Genomic DNA, 18,855 nt, shown 5'->3' on the forward strand with positions numbered 1-18,855 from the left:
GGCCTATAATGTCTCCTATAGAGAGGCAGGGATCACGCTATGCATACACCGCGAACGGGGCGAAGAAGAGCGCGGCCGGTCACGGGCAAGAGATCGAGACCGGTCGCTTCCCCCGATCGAGCGTCCTTGGCGCTTCCGCTGGAAGCCGATATGACCATCCTCGCGATCAACCGCATTAAGGTGAACGCGGGCAGTACGCCGGTCCAGGTGACGGCGATCGGACGGGGCGAATTTCAATTCATCTCGCCGCTCAACCTGCCGAACAAGCCGCATCTCTGGCTCGATTTTAAAAGCCGTATTCCCCGTTATCCGCTCTGGCTTCAAGGAAAAATCATATGGCACGCTAAAATCGGAGAGAATTGCTACGAATATGGCGTACAAGTATAATTATCCCTTTTTTACCCCTAAAACGACGTGTGTTATAATATGAACTAGGAAAAAAGTATTCATTTCGCGTACCTATTTTTTAGTTTAAAGGATATTGGTCCTATTTTCAATTATTTCCTGGAGGAAATTATGACAAAAGCATTCGGAAATCGACTCAAGCTTATCAGAAAAAAACGGGGATTCACCATGGAGCAGCTCGGCGCGGAAGTCGGCGTGGCCAAGACGACGATCTCCGGCTACGAAAACGGCAACCGCGAGCCGCAGCTGGCCGTCGTCTCCAAACTTGCCTATTCTCTCCGGACGACCGCCGACTACTTGATCGGCATCACGGACGTCGAGGAGCAGCTGCTCTTGGCTTCCTCGCACTCCGCCCAAACTCGCGCAGGAGCGGGCGCGTTCCACTGGAACGGCGCCGAGCTCGACGAGCACGAGCTGCAGACCATCCGCGAATTCATTGAATCGATCTTGGTCAAAAACAAACGCAACCCTTCTGAAGAACAGTCATCCTGACGGACCCGGAGAGGTGTTATGGAGGAAATACTCGCTTCCCTCAAGAAATTTAGGGAGACCAAGGAATTGACGAAGCTGCTCGGACGCCTCGATCCCGCGGGAAGACCAGATAACAATGTCGCTACGCAGCTGCTGCGGCTCTATCAGGAGGATCTGATCGGCCGCGCCGAATACCTCGCCATTCGGGCCAAGGTCGTCATGGGACATTATTTCAACCGGATGCGGCACTTTTACCCCGAATTCAAAGGCGGGCTGTACTTCTACGATACGGACGCGATACGCATCTGGAATGCTTCCGTCTCCCATCTGCCGGATCAGCTCAACGAGTATACGCAAGGTCTATCCGTGGAACAGGATGTGCCCGACCACGCGCCCGACCCCGTCTATACGTCGGACATGCTGCTGATCGAAGACGTGCTCCGCTCGGACCATCCGATCGCGGTCAACCATTACGACATGTACGACCAAGCCTCGATCCGATCCTTCGTTACCGTGCCTCTGTTAAGCGGCGGCGAGTCGATCGGCTATCAATTCATATCCGCCGAGTACGCGCATCGGTATACCGAAGAAGAGCTCTCGTTCTTGACCGCCGCCTCCGAATATTTAATACAGGAGCTCGCCGCGATCAAGCCCTACATGGTGGCGCAGCTCGAGCGATCGCGGCTGCATGCGGGCCGGATCGGATAGCTGGTGCCGCATAAGCAAGGCGAACGAAATAAGTCCGGCCTGCGATGATGGCGCGTCCCGTGTGGAACGCGCCAACCCGCAGGCCGGACTTTGTTTTCCGTACGTTGATTAGCGGAACTTAGGCAGCCAGTCGCCGTGCGCTTCGATCAGGTCGTCGCACATGGAGACGATGTCGTCCATCGACAGCTCTGCGGCCGTGTGCGGATCCAGCATGGCGGCGTGATAGATGTGTTCCTTTTTGCCCGTCATCGCGGCTTCTATGGTGAGCAGCTGGGTGTTGATGTTGGTGCGGTTCAGCGCGGCGAGCTGCGGCGGCAGATCGCCCACGTAGGTCGGCGTTACGCCGGATGCGTCTACGAGGCACGGCACCTCGACGCAAGCCTCCCGGGGCAGGTTGGTGATCAGCCCGGTGTTCATGACGTTGCCGCCGATCTTGAACGGAACGTTGGTCTCCATCGCGTCGAAGATGTAGGAGGCGTACTCGTGCGAACGTTCGTGCGAGAGGCTCGCATTGTTCACGATGCTGTCGCGCATCTCTTCCCAGCCCTTGATCTGGTTGACGCAGCGGCGGGGATATTCGTCGAGCGGGATGTTGAAGCGCTCGATCAGCTCCGGATAGTTCTTTTTGATGAAGTAAGGGTGGTACTCGGCGTTGTGCTCGCTCGATTCGGTGACGTAGTAGCCGAACTTCAGCATCAGCTCGTAGCGCACCATGTCTTCGTGCTTTTCCTTCTGCTTCTCGGCCGCCCGGCGCTTGATCTCCGGATACAGGTCGACGCCGTCCTTGGTCACCTCGAGCAACCAGGCCATATGGTTGATGCCGGCGATCCGGGATCTTACGCCTTCCTTGTCCATGCCGAGTCCGTCGAACAAATGGCTGATGCACGCCTGCACGCTGTGGCACAGGCCGACCGTCTTGACGCCGCCGTGCGTGTTCATGACGTTGGTGAGCACGGCCATCGGATTGGTGTAGTTAAGGAACCACGCGTCGGGACATACCTCGCGGATGTCGCGCGCGAAGTCCATCATGACCGGGATCGTGCGCAGATTGCGGAAGATGCCGCCGATGCCGAGCGTGTCCGCGATCGTCTGCCGCAGTCCGTATTTCTTGGGAACTTCGAAGTCCGTGATCGTGCAAGGATCGTAACCGCCGACCTGGATCGCGTTGACGACGTATTTGGCGCCGCGCAGCGCTTCCTTGCGGTCCGAATACGCGACGATGCGAACCGTGCTGCCGTTGGAAGCCTGAATGTTGCGGAGCATGCTCTCGGATTCCTTGAGGCGCTCCGGATTAATGTCGTACAGCGCCAGCTCGAAGCCTTGAAGCGACGGTACGAGCATGCTGTCACCCAGTACATTTTTGACGAATACGGTGCTGCCCGCGCCGAGGAACGTAATCTTGGACATGAGAATGAAACCTCCCTGATCCCTAGTGGAATAAAGCCTAACTACGATTTATAATAAAGAAAAAGCGCTTGCGGGCATATGGAACAATTCGTTCAACTTATGGAATTATGTAGTTTCATCAATGGAGGTTCGCGTCATGTCCAATCCGTTCAGCCGTACGTACGTGCATCCGAATCCGCGCGCGTCCGGGACGCTGTCCGTGCTGTTCGCCGGTCACTCGCAGACCGTGCCGGAACACCGGATGGGACCGCAGAAGCTGGAGCACTATCTCATCCATACGGTGGCGGAGGGCAAGGGCTGGTACAGGTGCCGCGACCGGCACTACGATCTCGGGGAAGGCGACAGCTTCGTCATACTGCCGGGGGAAATGCATGCTTACGAGTCGGATAAGGCGCAGCCATGGCGCTATCGGTGGATCGCCTTCCGGGGATCGGAGGCGGAACGGTGGCTGGCCGCGGCGGGCATCGACGCGCTGCATCCCGTCGTGCGCGGGGGGAGCGAGGAGGCGCTGCGGGCGATCCGGGCCGTCGGCGGCTCGTTCGCCAAGAAGAGCTGGACCGCCGATTGGGAAGCCGAAGGCTGGCTGCGGCTCGCGTTCGCCGCCTGGGCCAGGGCCAACCGGCCGGCCGGTCCGGCCGCAGGCGCCGAGCCCCGGAGCCTGTCCGCGGTGGAGGCGGACCGCGCGGCGCGCTGGCTGCAGGCGCAGCAGTCCGCGCCCTCGGTCACGATCGCGCAGATGGCCGCCGAGCTTGGCTACCACCGGACGCATCTGACCAAGCTGTTCAAGCGCGAGACGGGCATGACTCCCGTAGCTTATCTGCAGCAGCTCCGCATCGAACGCGCCCGCTCGCTGCTGGCCGAGCCGCTGTCCGTGGAGGAGGTCGCCCTGTCCGTCGGCTACAGCGACCCGCTCTACTTTTCCAAGTCGTTCAAGAAATTGACGGGACATACGCCCTCCGCGTACAGGAAGCTCGTTCGGTCGGGCGGTTAGACGACTACTCGTACTGCACGTGACTCGCGAACCCGCCGTCCGTCGGCACGACATGATAGTAGGTCGTACCCGGCAGGAACTTGAGCTCGCGGCCGTCCCGGTACAGCCGGACGATGTCGCCGCGCTCCCGCTTCCACTCGCATGCGATGGCGCGGCCCTCTTGGAACGCGACTGCCTCTCCGCCGGCATTGAGATCGATCTCGAGCCGGCCGTAATCGTCGTAGGCATGGTGCTTGGCCGACAGCACGACGAGATTCGCGGCGGTGAGCTGGCGCGCATTGTTGAGATCGATATGCGGCTCGCCGTTGACGGAGCGGGCATAGAGATGCGATGCGGCGTCGTATCGGTACGATACCTTGTAGTCCGACAGCTGGAACTTGATCTGAATCTGCGTCGCGGCAGGCTCCCCGATGACGTCAGGCGCCGGATCGAAGTGCACCAGCGGTACGGCCGCCGTCTCCTCGTACTTCATTTTCCGCGCGCCCGTATACAGCTTCTCCTGGGTCGAGTACAGGTTGTGCGGGGCTTTGCGGTCCTTGCTTCGGTAAAAATAGGCGCCGGCGTTGTTGATCTCGTCCATGTCCGCCTTGCCCGAGTGCTGCAGGATGGCGAGCGCGTCGTTGCTCGCGCCGGCATGGACGAGGACGCCGCCGTAGGTCTCGCCGATGTCGATCAGATAGGGCCGGATGCTCCGGATCGGCCCGATCGGATCGTCGAACGTCTGGCTCTGGAAGATCGCCAGGAGCCGCGTGATGCCGCCCTCCGCGAGGATCTCCCACACCGTGTCGGCGTGGGTCAGGCCGGACTGCGGCCGCGCGGCCTTGAAGTTGTTGATCATGACGCTGAGCGGCCTGCGGGTGACGGCCTGCTCGACAGGCAGGCCGGTGAGCGGCGCGAGGAAGGCGGCCGTCGGCTCGGCCTCCGACGCGGTAGGCGCGGCCGAGGCCGAGCCGGTCTGCGCGGCCGTGGCGGTGCCGACCGGCGCCAGGGCGGGCTCGTCCTTGGCGGCGCAGCCGGTCGCGATGGCCGCCAGCAGCGAGGCGGCGGTCAGCGCCAGCGCGGCGCGGCGCGCGGGGCTGCAGTAGCGTGAAGTCATCCATTATCCTCCATGTCGTCGGACGGTCAGTTCCGAGCTTGTTTCTACCATTAAACCATAACCCGGACCGATTGTCTCCGGTCGCGAGCACGCCGAACCTCCCCGAGCGGAGTTATCAGGGTCGAAAGGTTTGCACCAATGTCCCCCGCCCGGCTTCGACGTCGACCTCGGCGTATGCGCCGTTGATCAGCGTCAGCTGCGGAGGCTTGTGCCCGCAGTCAACGTCGTACACGACCGGCACGCCCAGCTCGCTCTCGATTTCCTCGAACACGTCGAGCTCCGTATACCCCTCCTTCGGGATATGCACGGCGCTGCGGCCGAACAGAATGCCCGAGCAATGCTCGAACCATCCCGCCAGCTTCATTTGCACAAGCGATCGCCGCAGGTCCACCGTAGACAGCTCGCAGTTTTCCAGGTACCACAGGATGGGTTCGCCGGGGATATGCCGTTCGCGGAATGCCCGCACGTCGCCGTACGGCGTGCCGGCAAGATGGCGGATCACGTCGACGCAGCCGCCCAGCAGACGGCCGCCGACATGCGCGCGTTCGCCGCGTACGACCTTCCAGGCCGTGGGCTCCGTCAGATGAAAGACGTGCGGCGAGGGTTCGGCATGATCCCAAGACACTTGATGACGCTCGGAAGAGGCTTGTGCGATCGACCCTCCCTCGCTTGTACGGAGCACCCGCTCCCATGCGGCAGTCGTCGGATCGGCGTACTCGCCGCGCAGATCGACGAAGCTCGCACCGTGCGCCGTCGCCATCCCCGTCCGCAGCGTCGCCGCGAGCAGCAGCACGCTAAGATCCGAATAGCCCATGATCCACTTGCGGCCCATGGCTTCGAAGTCGATATGCGCGAGAATCTCGATCAGCAGCTCCCCGCCCCATGGAGGCAGGATCAGATCGATTCCGCCGTCCTGCAGCAATCCGTTGAGCTCCGCCGCACGCACGTCCGCAGGCGCCGACTTGGCTTTGTCCTGCGTCCACGTCGTCTTCCCGACGACAACCCGGTAGCCCAGCTGCCCGAGTCGCGCGACCGATTGGCGCAAGAGCGGATGCAGCTCCTCGGGAACGCCCGACGACGGCGCGGTGACGCCGATCGCGGCCTGCGGCGGCAGATATGGATAAACGATCATCGCTCTCTCTCCTATTCGGACGTGACGCTTCCCTCTTGCCTGTCTCGTCCGCGCAGATTATCGTTCATAGTGATAGTGTACCTGCCGCGGGATTCTTTCGCACGCAAAAAAACAGCGGCATCCGCCGCTGCTTCTGTTCCGTTAACCGTTCATATGCTCCAGTGCTGCCAATCCCGCTGCCGCTGCTCATAGCCGCAGAGCCAGTCGCCCGTCGCCTTGAACAGCTGTGCCTTGTGCTCGCCCTTGGAGTAGGTATGATCCGCCTGGAAAATGATCGACTTCTCGCAGCGGCCCTCGCCGCGCAGCCAGAATGTCTTCTCGAGCAGGAACGTATAATCCACGGGAATCGTCTCGTCTCCGGTACCGTGCACGAGGAAGACGTCGCCCGGAAACTTCTGCGTCTCCTGAAACGGCTGATGCTTCATCAGCGCGTCGAAGAACGCCGGCTTGATCGAATACCCCAGATAGTCGGCTTCTCCCTTGGTGACGGCTTCGTCGTACGCCTTGCGCCCGACGATCCGGAGGATGTCGTTGAACGGATACGCCACCGGCGACCACAGCGCCAGCGACTTGACCCGCCGGTCGCGCACGCCCGTGAGCAGGGCGACCGAGCCGCCGAGGCTGTGACCCAGCAGCGCGACGCGCGTCGGATCGACGATATCGAGACCGAGCGCGTAGTCGAGCACCGAGCGCGTCTGCTCGATCATCGAGTCGAGCCCATGATCCCCGTACACGCCGTCGCTCTCGCCGCAGCCGGCGAAGTCGAAGCGGATGACCAAGCTGCCCCTGCCGGCGAATTCTCTGGCGGCGAGCACGAAGAGGCGATCCACGCCGATGCGATTGCCCACGAAGCCGTGCGTGATGATGACGAGCGGCAGCTTGTTGCACTCGCCCTTGCCCTCAGCCGGAGGCGGATAGTGAATCGTGGCTGCCAGGTTCAGAGCTCCGTGCTTTATCGTTAAAGAGCGCTCCATGCGTACGGCCCCCTTTTCCATTAATTCCGATTAAATTACTGTGTATTAACTATAACGCGCTCCGCAGCGCCTGTCAATACGATGAAGCAAGAAATAACCGTGCGTCGACGATGCCATCGCGCCAAAGAAAAACCGCTCCCTGCGCGCGGCGGCGCGGAAGCGGCTTCTGAAAACGATGCGGTTAGACCAGCGCCTTGGCGGCGATGTCGGTGCGATTCTGCTTGCCTTGGAACGTAATCTTCGACGCGGTGCGGTAAGCCGCCTCTCGCGCTTCGGCGATGCCCGAGCCCAGGCCGACGATGCCCAGCACGCGTCCGCCCGCCGTTACGATCCGGCCGTCCTGCTCCGCCGTCCCGGCATGGAAAACGAGTCCTTCGTTTGCCGCTTCAAGACCTTCGATCGGCAGCCCCTTCGGATAAGAGCCGGGGTAACCGCCCGACGCGAGCACGACGCATACGGCCGCCTCATCGCTCCATTCGATCTCGAGGTCGCCTAGACGCCCTTCGAGCGAAGCGAGGATGATCTCCAGCAGATCGCTCTTCAGACGCGGCAGCACCACCTGCGTCTCCGGATCGCCGAAGCGCGCGTTGAATTCAATCGTCTTGGGACCCTCGGGCGTAATCATCAGGCCGCCGAACAGCACGCCCCGGAACGGGCGCCCTTCGGACACCATGGCCCGCGCTGTCGGCTTCACGATGTTCTCGATCGCGTCGTCGATGATCGCCTGCGGAATGTGGGGCAGCGGGGAATAGGTGCCCATGCCGCCCGTATTCGGACCTTTATCGCCGTCGTAAGCCGGCTTGTGATCCTGCGCCGCGGGCATCGCCCGGACGGTCTCGCCGTCCACGAACGCCAGGATCGACATCTCCTGCCCGGTGAGGAACTCTTCGATGACGACCTTGTCGCCGGCCGCGCCGAACGATTTGTCGACCATCGTGTCCTTCAGCGCCTGCTCCGCTTCCTCGCGGGTGAAGCAGACGGTGACGCCCTTGCCCGCCGCCAGCCCGTCCGCCTTGATGACGATCGGCACCGGCTGCGAAGCGAGGTAATCGCGAGCCGCCGCGTAATCGGTGAACGTCTCGTACTTCGCGGTCGGAATGTCGTACTTTTTAAGCAGGTTTTTCATAAAAATCTTGCTGCCTTCGATCTCCGCCGCAGCCTTGTTCGGCCCGTACACCGGGATGGAAGCCGCTTCGAATGCGTCGACGATGCCCGCGGCCAGCGGATCGTCCGGTCCGACGACGACGAGGTCGATCGCATTCTCCTTGGCGAACTGTACGAGCTTATCGAACTCCAGCTCGGCGATCGGCACCAGTTCGGCGAGCTGCGCGATCCCTGCGTTGCCGGGCGCGCAGAAGATGTGCTCGGCCTTCGGATTTTTGCGGAGCGCCCAGATGATCGTATGCTCCCGGCCGCCTCGGCCTATGACTAATATGCGCATGTTCTCGTTCTCCCCCCGACGATCGGATCAGTGCTTGAAGTGGCGGACGCCCGTGACGACCATGGCGATGCCTGCGGCGTTCGCCGCCGCGATCGACTCAGCGTCCTTGACGGAGCCGCCCGGCTGGATGATCGCGGTGATGCCCGCTTGCGCAGCCAGCTCTACCGTGTCTCCCATCGGGAAAAACGCATCGGAGGCAAGCACCGCGCCGCGTGCCTTGTCGCCTGCCTGCTCGATGGCGATGCGGGCCGCGCCGACGCGGTTCATCTGGCCCGCGCCCACGCCGACCGTCATGCTGTTCGAGGCGAGCAGGATGGCATTGGACTTCACGTGCTTGACGACCTTCCAGGCGAAAAGAAGCTGCTTCATCTCTTCCGCCGTAGGCGCGCGCTCCGTGACGACCTGCAGGTCGGCTTCGTCCAGCGTGTGGACGTCGCTCTGCTGGACGAGCATGCCGCCGTCTACGCTCGTGACGAGCCATTCCGGCTTGCGCTCGGCCGCGCTCGTGGCTTGCTCTTCGCCCGTGGCGAGCAGACGGATGTTCTTTTTGCGGCTTAGAATGTCCAGCGCTTCCGGCGTGAATGCCGGCGCGATGACGATCTCGAGGAAGATCTGCGCGAGGCGGTCCGCCGTCTGCGCGTCGATCGCGCGGTTCGCCGCGACGATGCCGCCGAAGATCGAGGTCGGGTCGGACTCGTACGCCTTGACGTACGCTTCGTCGATGTCCGCGCCGATGCCGACGCCGCAAGGGTTCATATGCTTGACGGCCACGACGGCCGGCTCGTCGAACTCGGAGACGATCGCGAGCGCCGCGTTGGCATCGTTGATATTGTTGTAGGAGAGCTCCTTGCCGTGCAGCTGCTTCGCCGCCGTAATGCTAGCGCCTTTTTTGGCGAGCGGCTTGCGGTAGAATGCGGCCTGCTGGTGCGGGTTCTCGCCGTAGCGCAGGTCCTGCACCTTTTCGTAGGTGAACGTCAGACTCTCGGGAAGCGGTTCGCCTAGCTGCTCGGCGAAGTACTCCGAGATGAGCGCGTCGTACGCGGACGTATGACGGAAGACTTTGGCCGCGAGGCGCTTGCGCGTCTCGAGCGTCGTGTCGCCGCCGGCCTGAACTTGAGCGAGAACCTCGGCGTAGTCGCCTGCGTCGACGACGACGGAGACGAAGGCATGGTTCTTGGCCGCGGAGCGCAGCATCGTCGGGCCGCCGATGTCGATGTTCTCGATGGCGTCCTCGTAGCTGACGTCCGGCTTGGAGATCGTCTCCTTGAACGGGTACAGGTTCACGACGACGAGATCGATGTAGTCGAGGCCCAGCTTTTCCATCGCCTCCACGTGCTCGGCGCTGTCGCGGATCGCGAGCAGGCCGCTGTGGACGGCGGGATGCAGCGTCTTGACGCGGCCGTCGAGGATCTCGGGGAAGCCGGTGACGTCGGAGATGCCGATGACCGGCACGCCTTCGCGTTCGAGCAGCGCGTGGGTGCCGCCCGTCGAGATGATCTGCACGCCTTGCGCCGCGAGCGCGCGGCAAAATTCGGTGATGCCCGTCTTGTCGGATACGCTGACCAGCGCTCTTTTGATAGCCATGACTGTTCATTCACTCCTATAAGGTTGATTAATGCCGGCGGGGTGGGGTTATCCCCTTCACACAGGACTGCGCACGGGCGGCGCCTGAGCGAACGGGATAAGCCCACCCCGGGGCGGAAATGCATGAAGGGCTGGGCTGAATAACGATGCGGCGCATCGTTATTTGGAGACAGCGGCGCGGTTCCGGGCGAATAGCGATGCGGTACATCGTTATTCGGAGACAGCGGCGCGGTTCCGGGCGAATAGCGATGCGGCGCATCGTTATTCGGAGACAGCGGCGCGGTTCCGGGCGAATAGCGATGCGGCGCATCTTTATTCGGAGACAGCGGCGCGGTTTCAGGCGAATAGCGATGCGGTACATCGTTATTCGGGAGAGACCCCATGTTACCCGGCGAATAGCGATACAGCGTTTCTTTATCCCTGCCTGCCGGTCGAGTCCCCCACTGTGACGAGGCGACCGTCCAACCGCACGCGGCCTTCGGCGATCTGGCGTACGGTGTGCGGCAGGAGCTCATGCTCGATCGCATGGATGCGCGACGCCAGCGTCTCTTCCGTGTCGCCTGGAGCGATCTCGATGACCCGCTGCGCGATGATCGGGCCGCTATCGAGCCCCCCGTCCACGAAGTGCACGGTGACGCCGGTGACCTTAACGCCGTAATCCAGCGCTTGCCCGATCGCCCGGATGCCGGGAAAGGCGGGCAGCAGCGAGGGGTGTACATTGATCATACGCCCCTCGTACGCGCCGACCAGCACGTCCGTCAGGATCCGCATATATCCCGCCAGCACGATCAGCCCGATGCCGCGCGCTGCCAGCTCTGCAGCGATCGCGGTCTCGTACGCCTCGCGGGAAGCATATTCCTTGGGCCGAAACGTATACGCCTCTACGCCCAGCCCCCGTGCGCGCTCAACCGCCTTCGCCTCCGGCTTGTCGCAGACGAGCAGCGCGATCTCGCCGGGGCCGAGATCGCCGGCCCTCGACGCTTCGGCCAGCGCCTGGAAGTTGCTGCCGCTGCCGGACGCGAATACGGCGATGCGGAGCTTGTCGCGGCTCATTCGAACTCGGCGCCCCCGAAAGTCACGACGCGCGAGCCTTCGGTGACGCGGCCGATGACGTAAGCCTTCTCGCCGAGCTCGCCCGCCAGCGCGACAGCCTGCTCCGCTTGATCGGCGGGCACGACGAGCACCATGCCGATGCCCATGTTAAACGTCGTATACATGTCGCGGTCGCTGATCGCGCCGTCGCGCTGCATGAGGCCGAATACCGGCTGCACCGGCCAAGCGCCCAGCTCGATGTCGACATTGACGCCTTCCGGCAGCACGCGCGGGATGTTTTCGATGAATCCGCCGCCCGTAATGTGCGCCATGCCTTTCACCTGCACGCTCTCGATGAGCTTCAGCACCGACTTCACATAGATGCGCGTCGGCTCGATCAGCACGTCGCCCAGCGTCTTGCCTTCCAGCTCGGGGAGCTTGTCCGCGAACTTGTAGCCCTTGGTCTCCAGCAATAGACGACGAACGAGCGAGAAGCCGTTGGAATGGATGCCGCTCGAGCCAAGCCCGATGACCGCGTCTCCGGCCGCAATCGCGCTGCCGTCGATCGCCTTCGGCTTGTCCACGATGCCCACGGTGAAGCCCGCGATATCGTATTCGCCGTCCTGGTACATTCCAGGCATCTCCGCCGTCTCGCCGCCGATCAGCGCGCAGCCGGCCTGCTCGCAGCCGTCGGCGACGCCTTTGACGATCGCCTCGATCTTCTCGGGCACGAGCTTGCCGCAAGCCAGATAGTCAAGGAAGAACAGCGGCTCCGCCCCGGTCACGACGACGTCGTTGACGCACATCGCCACCGCGTCGATGCCGATCGTGTCGTGCTTGTCCATCTCGAACGCGAGCTTTAGCTTCGTGCCGACGCCGTCCGTGCCGGACACCAGCACCGGCTCCTCGTACTTGTCCTTGTTCAGGCCGAAGAGGCCGCCGAATCCGCCGAGTCCCGTCAGCACCTCCGGACGCATCGTGCGCTTCACGTGCTTCTTCATTCGTTCGACCGCTTCGTTGCCCGCGGCAATATCGACGCCGGCCTGTTTGTACGCTTCGGACACTTGGGTTAAGCCCCCTTGGGTATAATTATAAAACCGTTAAACACCGTTATCCGCTCCAACGACACATCGAGCTTCTGAATGAGCATCAGCACCGGCATATAGCGGAAGTTTGTTCCGCTATCCGCACCGCCTCAGCATCAACACCGGCATATAGCGGAAGTTTGTTCCGCTATCCGCCCGCCGACGCATCAACACCGGCACATAGCGGAAATTTGTTCCGCTATCCGCACCGCCGACGCATCAACACAGCATATAGCGGAAATTTGTTCCGCTATCCGCACCACCGACGCATCAACACCGGCACATAGCTGAAGTTTGTGCCGCTATCCGCACCGCCGACGCATCAGCACCGGCACATAACGGAAATTTGTTCCGCGATTATCGCTTGCTCCGCCGCCCAAATGCGGCGACTCGCCGCTACCCGCATCTCAGTCAGTCGCAGCTGCAGCTGGTCGCCTTGGCATCCTCGAACTCCACCGGCGTCGGGTAGTCGTTGGTGAAGCAGCCGAGGCACAGGCCCCGGTCATGCTCGTCTTCGGCGCCGCCGACGGCCTCGAGCAGGCCCGGCTTGCTGAGGAAATACAGCGAGTCCGCGTTGATCGCCTGGCGGATCTCCTCGACCGTCTTGCTCGACGCGATCAGGTCGCGGCGGTCCGGCGTGTCGATGCCGTAGTAGCAGGGGTTGGCAAATGGCGGCGACGTGATGCGCACGTGCACCTCCAGCGCTCCGGCCTCGCGCAGAAGATTGACGATGCGCAGCGAGGTCGTGCCCCGCACGATCGAGTCGTCGATCATGACGACGCGCTTGCCCTGCACGACCTTGCGGACGGCGGACAGCTTCATCTTGACGCCCTTCTCGCGCAGCTCCTGGGAGGGCTGGATGAAGGTGCGTCCGGTGTATTTGTTCTTGATCAGTCCAAGCTCGTACGGGATGCCCGTCTGCTCGGCGTAGCCGATCGCGGCCGAGATACTCGAATCCGGCACGCCGGTGACGATGTCGGCATCTACGAAAGACTCCAAGGCGAGCTGCTGGCCCATGCGCTTGCGCGCGCTGTGCAGGTTAATGGTATTGATGTCGCTGTCGGGGCGCGCGAAGTAGATGTACTCCATCGCGCACACCGAACGCCGCTGAAGCACGGCATAGCGCTCTTCGCGGAAGCCGTGGCGGTCCAGCACGATCATCTCGCCCGGCTCCACGTCGCGTACGTACTCGGCGCCGATGACCTCGAACGAGCAGGATTCGGACGCGAAGATATAGGCGTCGCCGAGCCGGCCCATGACCATCGGACGCAGCCCGTTGGGATCGCACGCCGCGATCAGCACGTCCTTGGTCATGATCAGGAACGCGAAGCCCCCGATCAGCCGCGAGAACGCATCCTTCACGGCGCCGACCAGATCCTTGGGCGAGCGCGCGATCATGTGCGCGATGACCTCGGTGTCGCTCGTCGTCTGGAAGATCGAGCCCGATTCCTCGAGCTCGCGCCGGATGATCGGCTCGTTGACGAGGTTGCCGTTGGTGCAGACGGCCAGGTCGCCGCCGCGGTACTTGAAGACAAGCGGCTGCGCGTTGGCCAGCCGGCTCGCGCCGGCCGTCGAATAGCGAACGTGGCCGATCGCGTTGGCGCCGACGAGCGAGTCCAGCCGGTCGCGGTCGAACACTTCCTTCACCAGGCCCATGCCGCGGTGATAGTGGAAGTCCCCGCCGAGATCGGCGGTGCAGATGCCGCAGCTCTCCTCGCCGCGGTGCTGCAGCGCATGCAAGCCGTAGTAAGACAACTCCGCCGCGTCCTTGTGACCGAACACGCCGAACACGCCGCATTCTTCCTTCAGCTTGTCCATCATGCCGGAGGCCTGGTCGTTGCCCTGATTATAATAATCCCCGGTCCAGAAACGCGCCTCGGCGGCCGGCAGACCCTCCGTCTGCATAGACGGCAGGTCGCCGGTCCGTCCGCTCATGTCGTAAGGCAGGATGCTTGCGGCCGGACCGTGCGGCTGCATGTCCGCCGAGGCTATTGCTCCCTCGGGGGCAGTCAGCGCGCGGCCCGCTCCGGCGTTTATTTCATCCGGCATGGGATCGCTTCCTTCCATTCTGTGCGGAATTCGTTCACGGGTGCCTGAATTGCCGTATGTCCGTTGACCGCGATGACCAGCTCGTCCCCGCCTACCACGCCGAGCTTCTGTGCCGGCACGCCTTGCTCCGCGAGCCACGCTTCGAGCGCCGCGGCGGATTCCGGCTTGGCCGACAGCAGAATGCGCGACTGCGATTCGCTGAACAGCGCGAGGTCCGGACGCAGGTTGGTCTTGAAGTCGACCTTCGCGCCGAGTCCGCGTCCGAAGGTGGCTTCCGCTACCGCCGCTGCCAGTCCGCCTTCGGACAGGTCATGCGCCGAAGCGACGAGGCCCTGGCGGATCGCGCCGAGCACGGCGCCGTGCAGCGCCTTTTCAACGGCCAGATCGATGACCGGCGGGCGGCCTTCGGTGAGGCCGTGAACCGCGTATTGGAACTCGCTGCCGCCGATCTCCGCCTTCGTATCGCCAAGCAGGTAGATGACGTCGCCTTCGGCTTTGAATTCTTGCGTCGTGATGTGATCGATGTCCGTAATCAGGCCGACCATGCCGACGACCGGCGTCGGGTAGATCGCGCCCTTGGCGTTCTCGTTGTACAGCGACACGTTGCCGCCGATGACCGGCGTCTCGAGGAAGCGGCAGGCTTCGGCCATGCCGTCCACCGACTTCTCCATCTGCCAGAACACTTCCGGCTTCTCCGGCGAGCCGAAGTTCAGGTTGTCCGTGATCGCGAGCGGCTCGCCGCCCGAGCAGACGATGTTGCGCGCCGCTTCGGCGACCGCGATGCGTCCGCCGACCTCAGGATCGAGGTACACGTAGCGGCCGTTGCAGTCCGTTGTCATCGCGAGCGCTTTGCGCGTGCCGCGGATCGCGACGACCGCCGCGTCCGAGCCCGGCACGACGGCCGTCGACGTGCGAACTTGATAATCGTACTGGCTATAGACCCACTCCTTGCTGGCGAGCGAAGGAGAGCCGAGCACCTTTTTGAGCGAATCCGTCAGGTCGAGCATCTGCTCGTAACGGTTCGTATCGATGGAGCCGTTTTTCAGATAGTAATCCGGCACCTTGGAAGGCTTGTTGTACACCGGGCAGTCGTCGACAAGCGCCTTGACCGGCATGTCGGCAACCTCTTCGCCCTTGTGGAACAGGCGCAGGCGGCCGTCGTCCGTCACCTTGCCGACTTTGGCGCAGTGGAGCCCCCAGCGCTCGAAGATCGCCTTGGCCTGCGCTTCGTGCTGCGGCTCGGTGACGAAGAGCATGCGCTCCTGCGACTCGGACAGCATCATCTCGTACGCGGTCATGCCTTCCTCGCGCTGCGGCACCTCGTCGAGGTACAGCTCCATGCCGTTGCCGGCCTTGGACGCCATCTCGGCGCTGGAGCAGGTGAGGCCTGCGGCGCCCATGTCCTGGATGCCGAGCACGATGCCGGAGTCGATCAGCTCGAGCGTCGCTTCCATGACGAGCTTCTCCATGAACGGGTCGCCGACCTGGACGGCCGAGCGCTTGGCTTCGGACTCGGCGGTCAGATCCTCGGACGCGAACGTCGCGCCGTGGATGCCGTCGCGGCCGGTAGCCGGTCCAACGTAGAATACCGGGTTGCCGACGCCTTTGGCCACGCCGCGCTGGATCTTGTCGTGATCGATGAGGCCGACGCACATCGCGTTGACGAGCGGGTTGCCCTCATAGGCTTCGTCGAACATAACTTCGCCCGCGACCGTCGGGATGCCGATGCAGTTGCCGTAGCCGGCGATGCCGCTGACGACGTGCTCGAACAGGTACTTGACGCGGTCGCTCTCGAGCTTGCCGAAGCGCAGCGAGTTGAGCAGCGCGATCGGGCGCGAGCCCATGGAGAAGATGTCGCGGATGATGCCGCCGACGCCGGTGGCGGCGCCTTGGTAAGGCTCAACCGCGGACGGGTGGTTGTGCGACTCGATCTTGAAGACGACGGCCTGCTTGTCGCCGATGTCGACGATGCCGGCGCCTTCGCCCGGTCCCATCAGGACGCGGGGGCCTGTCGTCGGGAAGCGGCGGAGCAGCGGCTTGGAGTTCTTGTACGCGCAGTGCTCGGACCACATCACGCTGAATACGCCGATCTCGGTGTAGTTCGGCTGGCGTCCGAGGAAACCGCAGATGAGTTCGAATTCGGAATCGGAGACGCCGAATTGCTTGTAAATTTTCTGCTCGGCGATCTGCTGGACCGTCGGTTCTTTAGCGGGTGCTTGCTGCGCCATTGCGTTCCCTCCAAGCGTTCAGTACTGACGTAAACATCTTCGCGCCGTCCGCCGAGCCGAGCAGCTCGCTGACCGCGCGCTCCGGGTGCGGCATCATGCCGACGACATTGCCCGCTTCGTTCGAGATGCCGGCGATATTGCCGACCGAGCCGTTCGGGTTGAGGCCGTCGTAGGTGAAGACGATCTGGCCCTTCGCCTTGAGGCTCGCCAGCGTCTCTTCGTCGCAGTAGTAGTTGCCTTCGCCGTGCGCGATCGGGATCGTGACGACCTCGCCTTGCTCGTAATCGCGGGTGAACGCCGTATTCGCGTTCTCGACGCGGAGGCCGACCGGGTGGCAGCGGAACTTGAGGCTGTTGTTGCGGATGAGCGCGCCGGGCAGGAGACCCGCCTCGGTGAGCACCTGGAAGCCGTTGCACACGCCGAGCACGAACTTGCCTTCGGCCGCCGCCTTGCGCACTTCGTTCATGACCGGGGCAAGCTGGGCGATCGCGCCGCAGCGCAGGTAGTCGCCGTAGGAGAAACCGCCCGGCACGAGAATGCCGTCATAGGCCGACAGGTCGGTGGCCGTCTGCCACACATAATCTACGTCCTCGCCGAGCACGTCGACGACCGCGTTGTACATGTCCAGGTCGCAGTTGGAGCCCGGGAATACGATGACCGCGAATTTCATGAGGTCTCAGCCCTCCAGTTCGAATCGATAGTCTTCGATGACAGTGTTGGCGAGCAGCTTTTCGCACATGGCCTTCACGCGCTCTTCGGCGACCGCACGGTCGGCGGTGTCGAGCGTCAGCTCCAGGTACTTGCCGATGCGGACCTTCGCGACTTCGTCGAAGCCGAGCGTCTGCAGCGAGCCTTGGACGGCGTTGCCTTGCGGGTCGAGCACGTTTTCCTTGATCGTCACGTATACCGTTGCTTTCATGGACGGGTCTCCTCCTGGATGGGGACATGGGTTGAGGGCTATTGGGTCGAAATGTAGAGCGGTGTCTGCAAAGGAACGACGAGCGGCCGTCGGGACGAAGGGCGGCAGCGATGCAGCGGCGCAATCTTCCCCAGAACCGGCTGCGCGGAGCGGATTAGCTGCAAATGTGCTGTTTTCCCCCTCTCGCCGAGCGTTTCCGAGCAAAAAAACGGCATATATGCAGTTACTCCATCTTAAGCCCCGCTTGACGCCGCCCTCTCTCGAAAATAGATGTATTTTTGCAGTTATAACATGACGTCACCTTCGTTGAACCGAAAATAGATGTAAATTTGCAGTTATCGGCGACGGGAGCGATGGCGTTCATGATGATGATGGCGATGATTGCCAATCTTGGGCTATTAGTACCTGACCGGCTTGTACGCCGTGAAGCCGTAGCTCGTCGGCTCCGTGAGCCTGCGGTAGATCTCCTCGTAGCGCGCCGTGGTCGCCGCCACGACGTCGTCCGGCAGGCGCGGCGGCGTGCTGTCGCGATCCCAGTCCGTACTGAGCAAGTAGGTCCGGACCGGCTCCTTGTCCATGCTGTCGATCTCGATGTCGAGCTCGTACTTCTCCTCGGCCCAGAAGCGCGAGGAATCCGGGGTGAACAGCTCGTCGATCAGGATGATCTCGTCGCCCAGCAGGCCGAACTCGAACTTGCAGTCCGCCAGGATGATGCTCTTGTGCTCGCACACCGCGAGCGCGTAATCGTACAGCAGGAGGCTGCGCTTGCGAAGTCCCGCGGCCAGTTCCGCGCCGATGCGGCGCTCCATCTCCGCGAAGGAGATGTCCTCGTCGTGGCCGACGTCGTTTTTGCCGGCCGGGGTGAAGATCGGCTCCTCCAGCTTGGCGTTCTTGCGCAAGCCCGCCGGAAGCGGAATGCCGTTGACCTCGCCGTTCTTCTGATACTGCCGCCAGCCTCCGCCCGTGATGTAGCCGCGCACGACGCACTCGATGTCGATCCGCTGCGCCTTCTTGGTGACCATGATGCGTCCGGCCAGCTTGTCCGGCTCGGAGACGAGGTCGCCCAGCTTGCGGACGTCCGTATGCACGACGTGATTCGGGACGAGCTCCTTGGTCTTGTCGAACCAGAAGGCGCTCAGGCCGTTCAGCACCTTGCCCTTCTCGGGAACGGCGGGATCGAGCACGTAGTCGAACGCCGAGATCCGGTCGGTCACGACGATGAGCAGATGCTCGCCCAGGTCGTACAGCTCCCTAACCTTGCCCTTGTGGATGAGCGGCGCCTTGACGAGCCCTTCCGCGGTTGATAATGCGTCTGTAGACATGTCAGCCTCCT

The 18,855-nt window shown here is 62.7% G+C and carries 17 protein-coding genes; 4 read left to right on the forward strand and 13 right to left on the reverse strand.

Going from position 1 to position 18,855, the window contains the following annotated elements; genetic code table 11:
- Window positions 1–39 precede the first annotated feature (39 nt).
- The 3 genes from PQG80_RS14240 to PQG80_RS14250 all read left to right on the forward strand — a co-directional run bounded on the left by PQG80_RS14240 (window position 40) and on the right by PQG80_RS14250 (window position 1,584).
- Window positions 40–387 carry a hypothetical protein gene (locus PQG80_RS14240; protein WP_271752034.1) on the forward strand — a complete coding sequence of 116 codons (348 nt, stop codon included), beginning with the start codon at window positions 40–42 and terminating at the stop codon, window positions 385–387.
- A 129-nt stretch (window positions 388–516) separates the two neighbouring features.
- Complete coding sequence (locus PQG80_RS14245) at window positions 517–897, forward strand: helix-turn-helix domain-containing protein (RefSeq protein ID WP_271752035.1); 381 nt, start codon at window positions 517–519, stop codon at window positions 895–897.
- A gap of 18 nt (window positions 898–915) precedes the next feature.
- Window positions 916–1,584, forward strand: coding sequence for a GAF domain-containing protein (locus tag PQG80_RS14250; RefSeq protein WP_271752036.1), 669 nt, complete (start codon window positions 916–918; stop codon window positions 1,582–1,584).
- Between the two features lie 108 nt (window positions 1,585–1,692).
- Here the strand turns inward: PQG80_RS14250 and PQG80_RS14255 are convergent, their stop codons facing one another.
- Window positions 1,693–2,991 carry an alpha-glucosidase/alpha-galactosidase gene (locus PQG80_RS14255; protein ID WP_271752037.1) on the reverse strand — a complete coding sequence of 433 codons (1,299 nt, stop codon included), beginning with the start codon at window positions 2,989–2,991 and terminating at the stop codon, window positions 1,693–1,695.
- A gap of 136 nt (window positions 2,992–3,127) precedes the next feature.
- On the opposite strand from PQG80_RS14255, the gene PQG80_RS14260 reads away from it, so the two are divergent.
- Window positions 3,128–3,982, forward strand: coding sequence for an AraC family transcriptional regulator (locus PQG80_RS14260; protein WP_271752038.1), 855 nt, complete (start codon window positions 3,128–3,130; stop codon window positions 3,980–3,982).
- Window positions 3,983–3,986: 4 nt separating this feature from the next.
- Here PQG80_RS14260 and PQG80_RS14265 read toward each other — a convergent pair whose 3' ends face one another.
- The 12 genes from PQG80_RS14265 to PQG80_RS14320 form a co-directional block, all read right to left on the reverse strand.
- Window positions 3,987–5,078, reverse strand: a complete 1,092-nt coding sequence (locus PQG80_RS14265) for a DUF3048 domain-containing protein (protein ID WP_271752039.1) — start codon at window positions 5,076–5,078, stop codon at window positions 3,987–3,989.
- 115 nt (window positions 5,079–5,193) lie between these two features.
- Window positions 5,194–6,210: a S66 family peptidase gene (locus PQG80_RS14270; protein ID WP_271752040.1), complete on the reverse strand. Its 1,017-nt coding sequence runs from the start codon at window positions 6,208–6,210 to the stop codon at window positions 5,194–5,196.
- Between the two features lie 149 nt (window positions 6,211–6,359).
- On the reverse strand, window positions 6,360–7,184 hold the full coding sequence (locus PQG80_RS14275; RefSeq protein WP_271752041.1) for an alpha/beta hydrolase family protein: 825 nt from the start codon (window positions 7,182–7,184) through the stop codon (window positions 6,360–6,362).
- A gap of 181 nt (window positions 7,185–7,365) precedes the next feature.
- Entirely contained in the window at window positions 7,366–8,625 is a 1,260-nt protein-coding gene (gene purD, locus PQG80_RS14280; protein ID WP_271752042.1) for a phosphoribosylamine--glycine ligase, read from the reverse strand.
- Between the two features lie 27 nt (window positions 8,626–8,652).
- On the reverse strand, window positions 8,653–10,209 hold the full coding sequence (gene purH / locus PQG80_RS14285; RefSeq protein WP_271752043.1) for a bifunctional phosphoribosylaminoimidazolecarboxamide formyltransferase/IMP cyclohydrolase: 1,557 nt from the start codon (window positions 10,207–10,209) through the stop codon (window positions 8,653–8,655).
- A gap of 414 nt (window positions 10,210–10,623) precedes the next feature.
- Window positions 10,624–11,262 (reverse strand): phosphoribosylglycinamide formyltransferase, encoded by a 639-nt coding sequence (purN, locus tag PQG80_RS14290; protein ID WP_271752045.1) that lies wholly within the window; start codon window positions 11,260–11,262, stop codon window positions 10,624–10,626.
- On the reverse strand, window positions 11,259–12,305 hold the full coding sequence (gene purM / locus PQG80_RS14295; protein WP_271752046.1) for a phosphoribosylformylglycinamidine cyclo-ligase: 1,047 nt from the start codon (window positions 12,303–12,305) through the stop codon (window positions 11,259–11,261). The genes purN and purM overlap by 4 nt, the downstream gene beginning before the upstream one ends.
- Before the next feature lie 432 nt (window positions 12,306–12,737).
- Window positions 12,738–14,231, reverse strand: a complete 1,494-nt coding sequence (purF, locus tag PQG80_RS14300) for an amidophosphoribosyltransferase (RefSeq protein WP_271752121.1) — start codon at window positions 14,229–14,231, stop codon at window positions 12,738–12,740.
- 128 nt (window positions 14,232–14,359) lie between these two features.
- The gene (purL, locus tag PQG80_RS14305) at window positions 14,360–16,603 is read right to left on the reverse strand and encodes a phosphoribosylformylglycinamidine synthase subunit PurL (RefSeq protein ID WP_271752047.1); all 2,244 of its coding nucleotides are present in this window, start codon (window positions 16,601–16,603) and stop codon (window positions 14,360–14,362) included.
- Window positions 16,581–17,273, reverse strand: coding sequence for a phosphoribosylformylglycinamidine synthase subunit PurQ (gene purQ / locus PQG80_RS14310; RefSeq protein WP_271752048.1), 693 nt, complete (start codon window positions 17,271–17,273; stop codon window positions 16,581–16,583). The genes purL and purQ overlap by 23 nt, the downstream gene beginning before the upstream one ends.
- A gap of 6 nt (window positions 17,274–17,279) precedes the next feature.
- Entirely contained in the window at window positions 17,280–17,522 is a 243-nt protein-coding gene (gene purS, locus PQG80_RS14315; protein WP_271752049.1) for a phosphoribosylformylglycinamidine synthase subunit PurS, read from the reverse strand.
- A 398-nt stretch (window positions 17,523–17,920) separates the two neighbouring features.
- Window positions 17,921–18,844, reverse strand: a complete 924-nt coding sequence (locus PQG80_RS14320) for a phosphoribosylaminoimidazolesuccinocarboxamide synthase (protein WP_271752050.1) — start codon at window positions 18,842–18,844, stop codon at window positions 17,921–17,923.
- Between the last annotated feature and the right edge of the window lie 11 nt (window positions 18,845–18,855).

This window comes from Cohnella rhizoplanae (genome assembly GCF_948329515.1).
In the GTDB taxonomy this organism is placed as follows: Bacteria; Bacillota; Bacilli; order Paenibacillales; family Paenibacillaceae; genus Cohnella; species Cohnella rhizoplanae.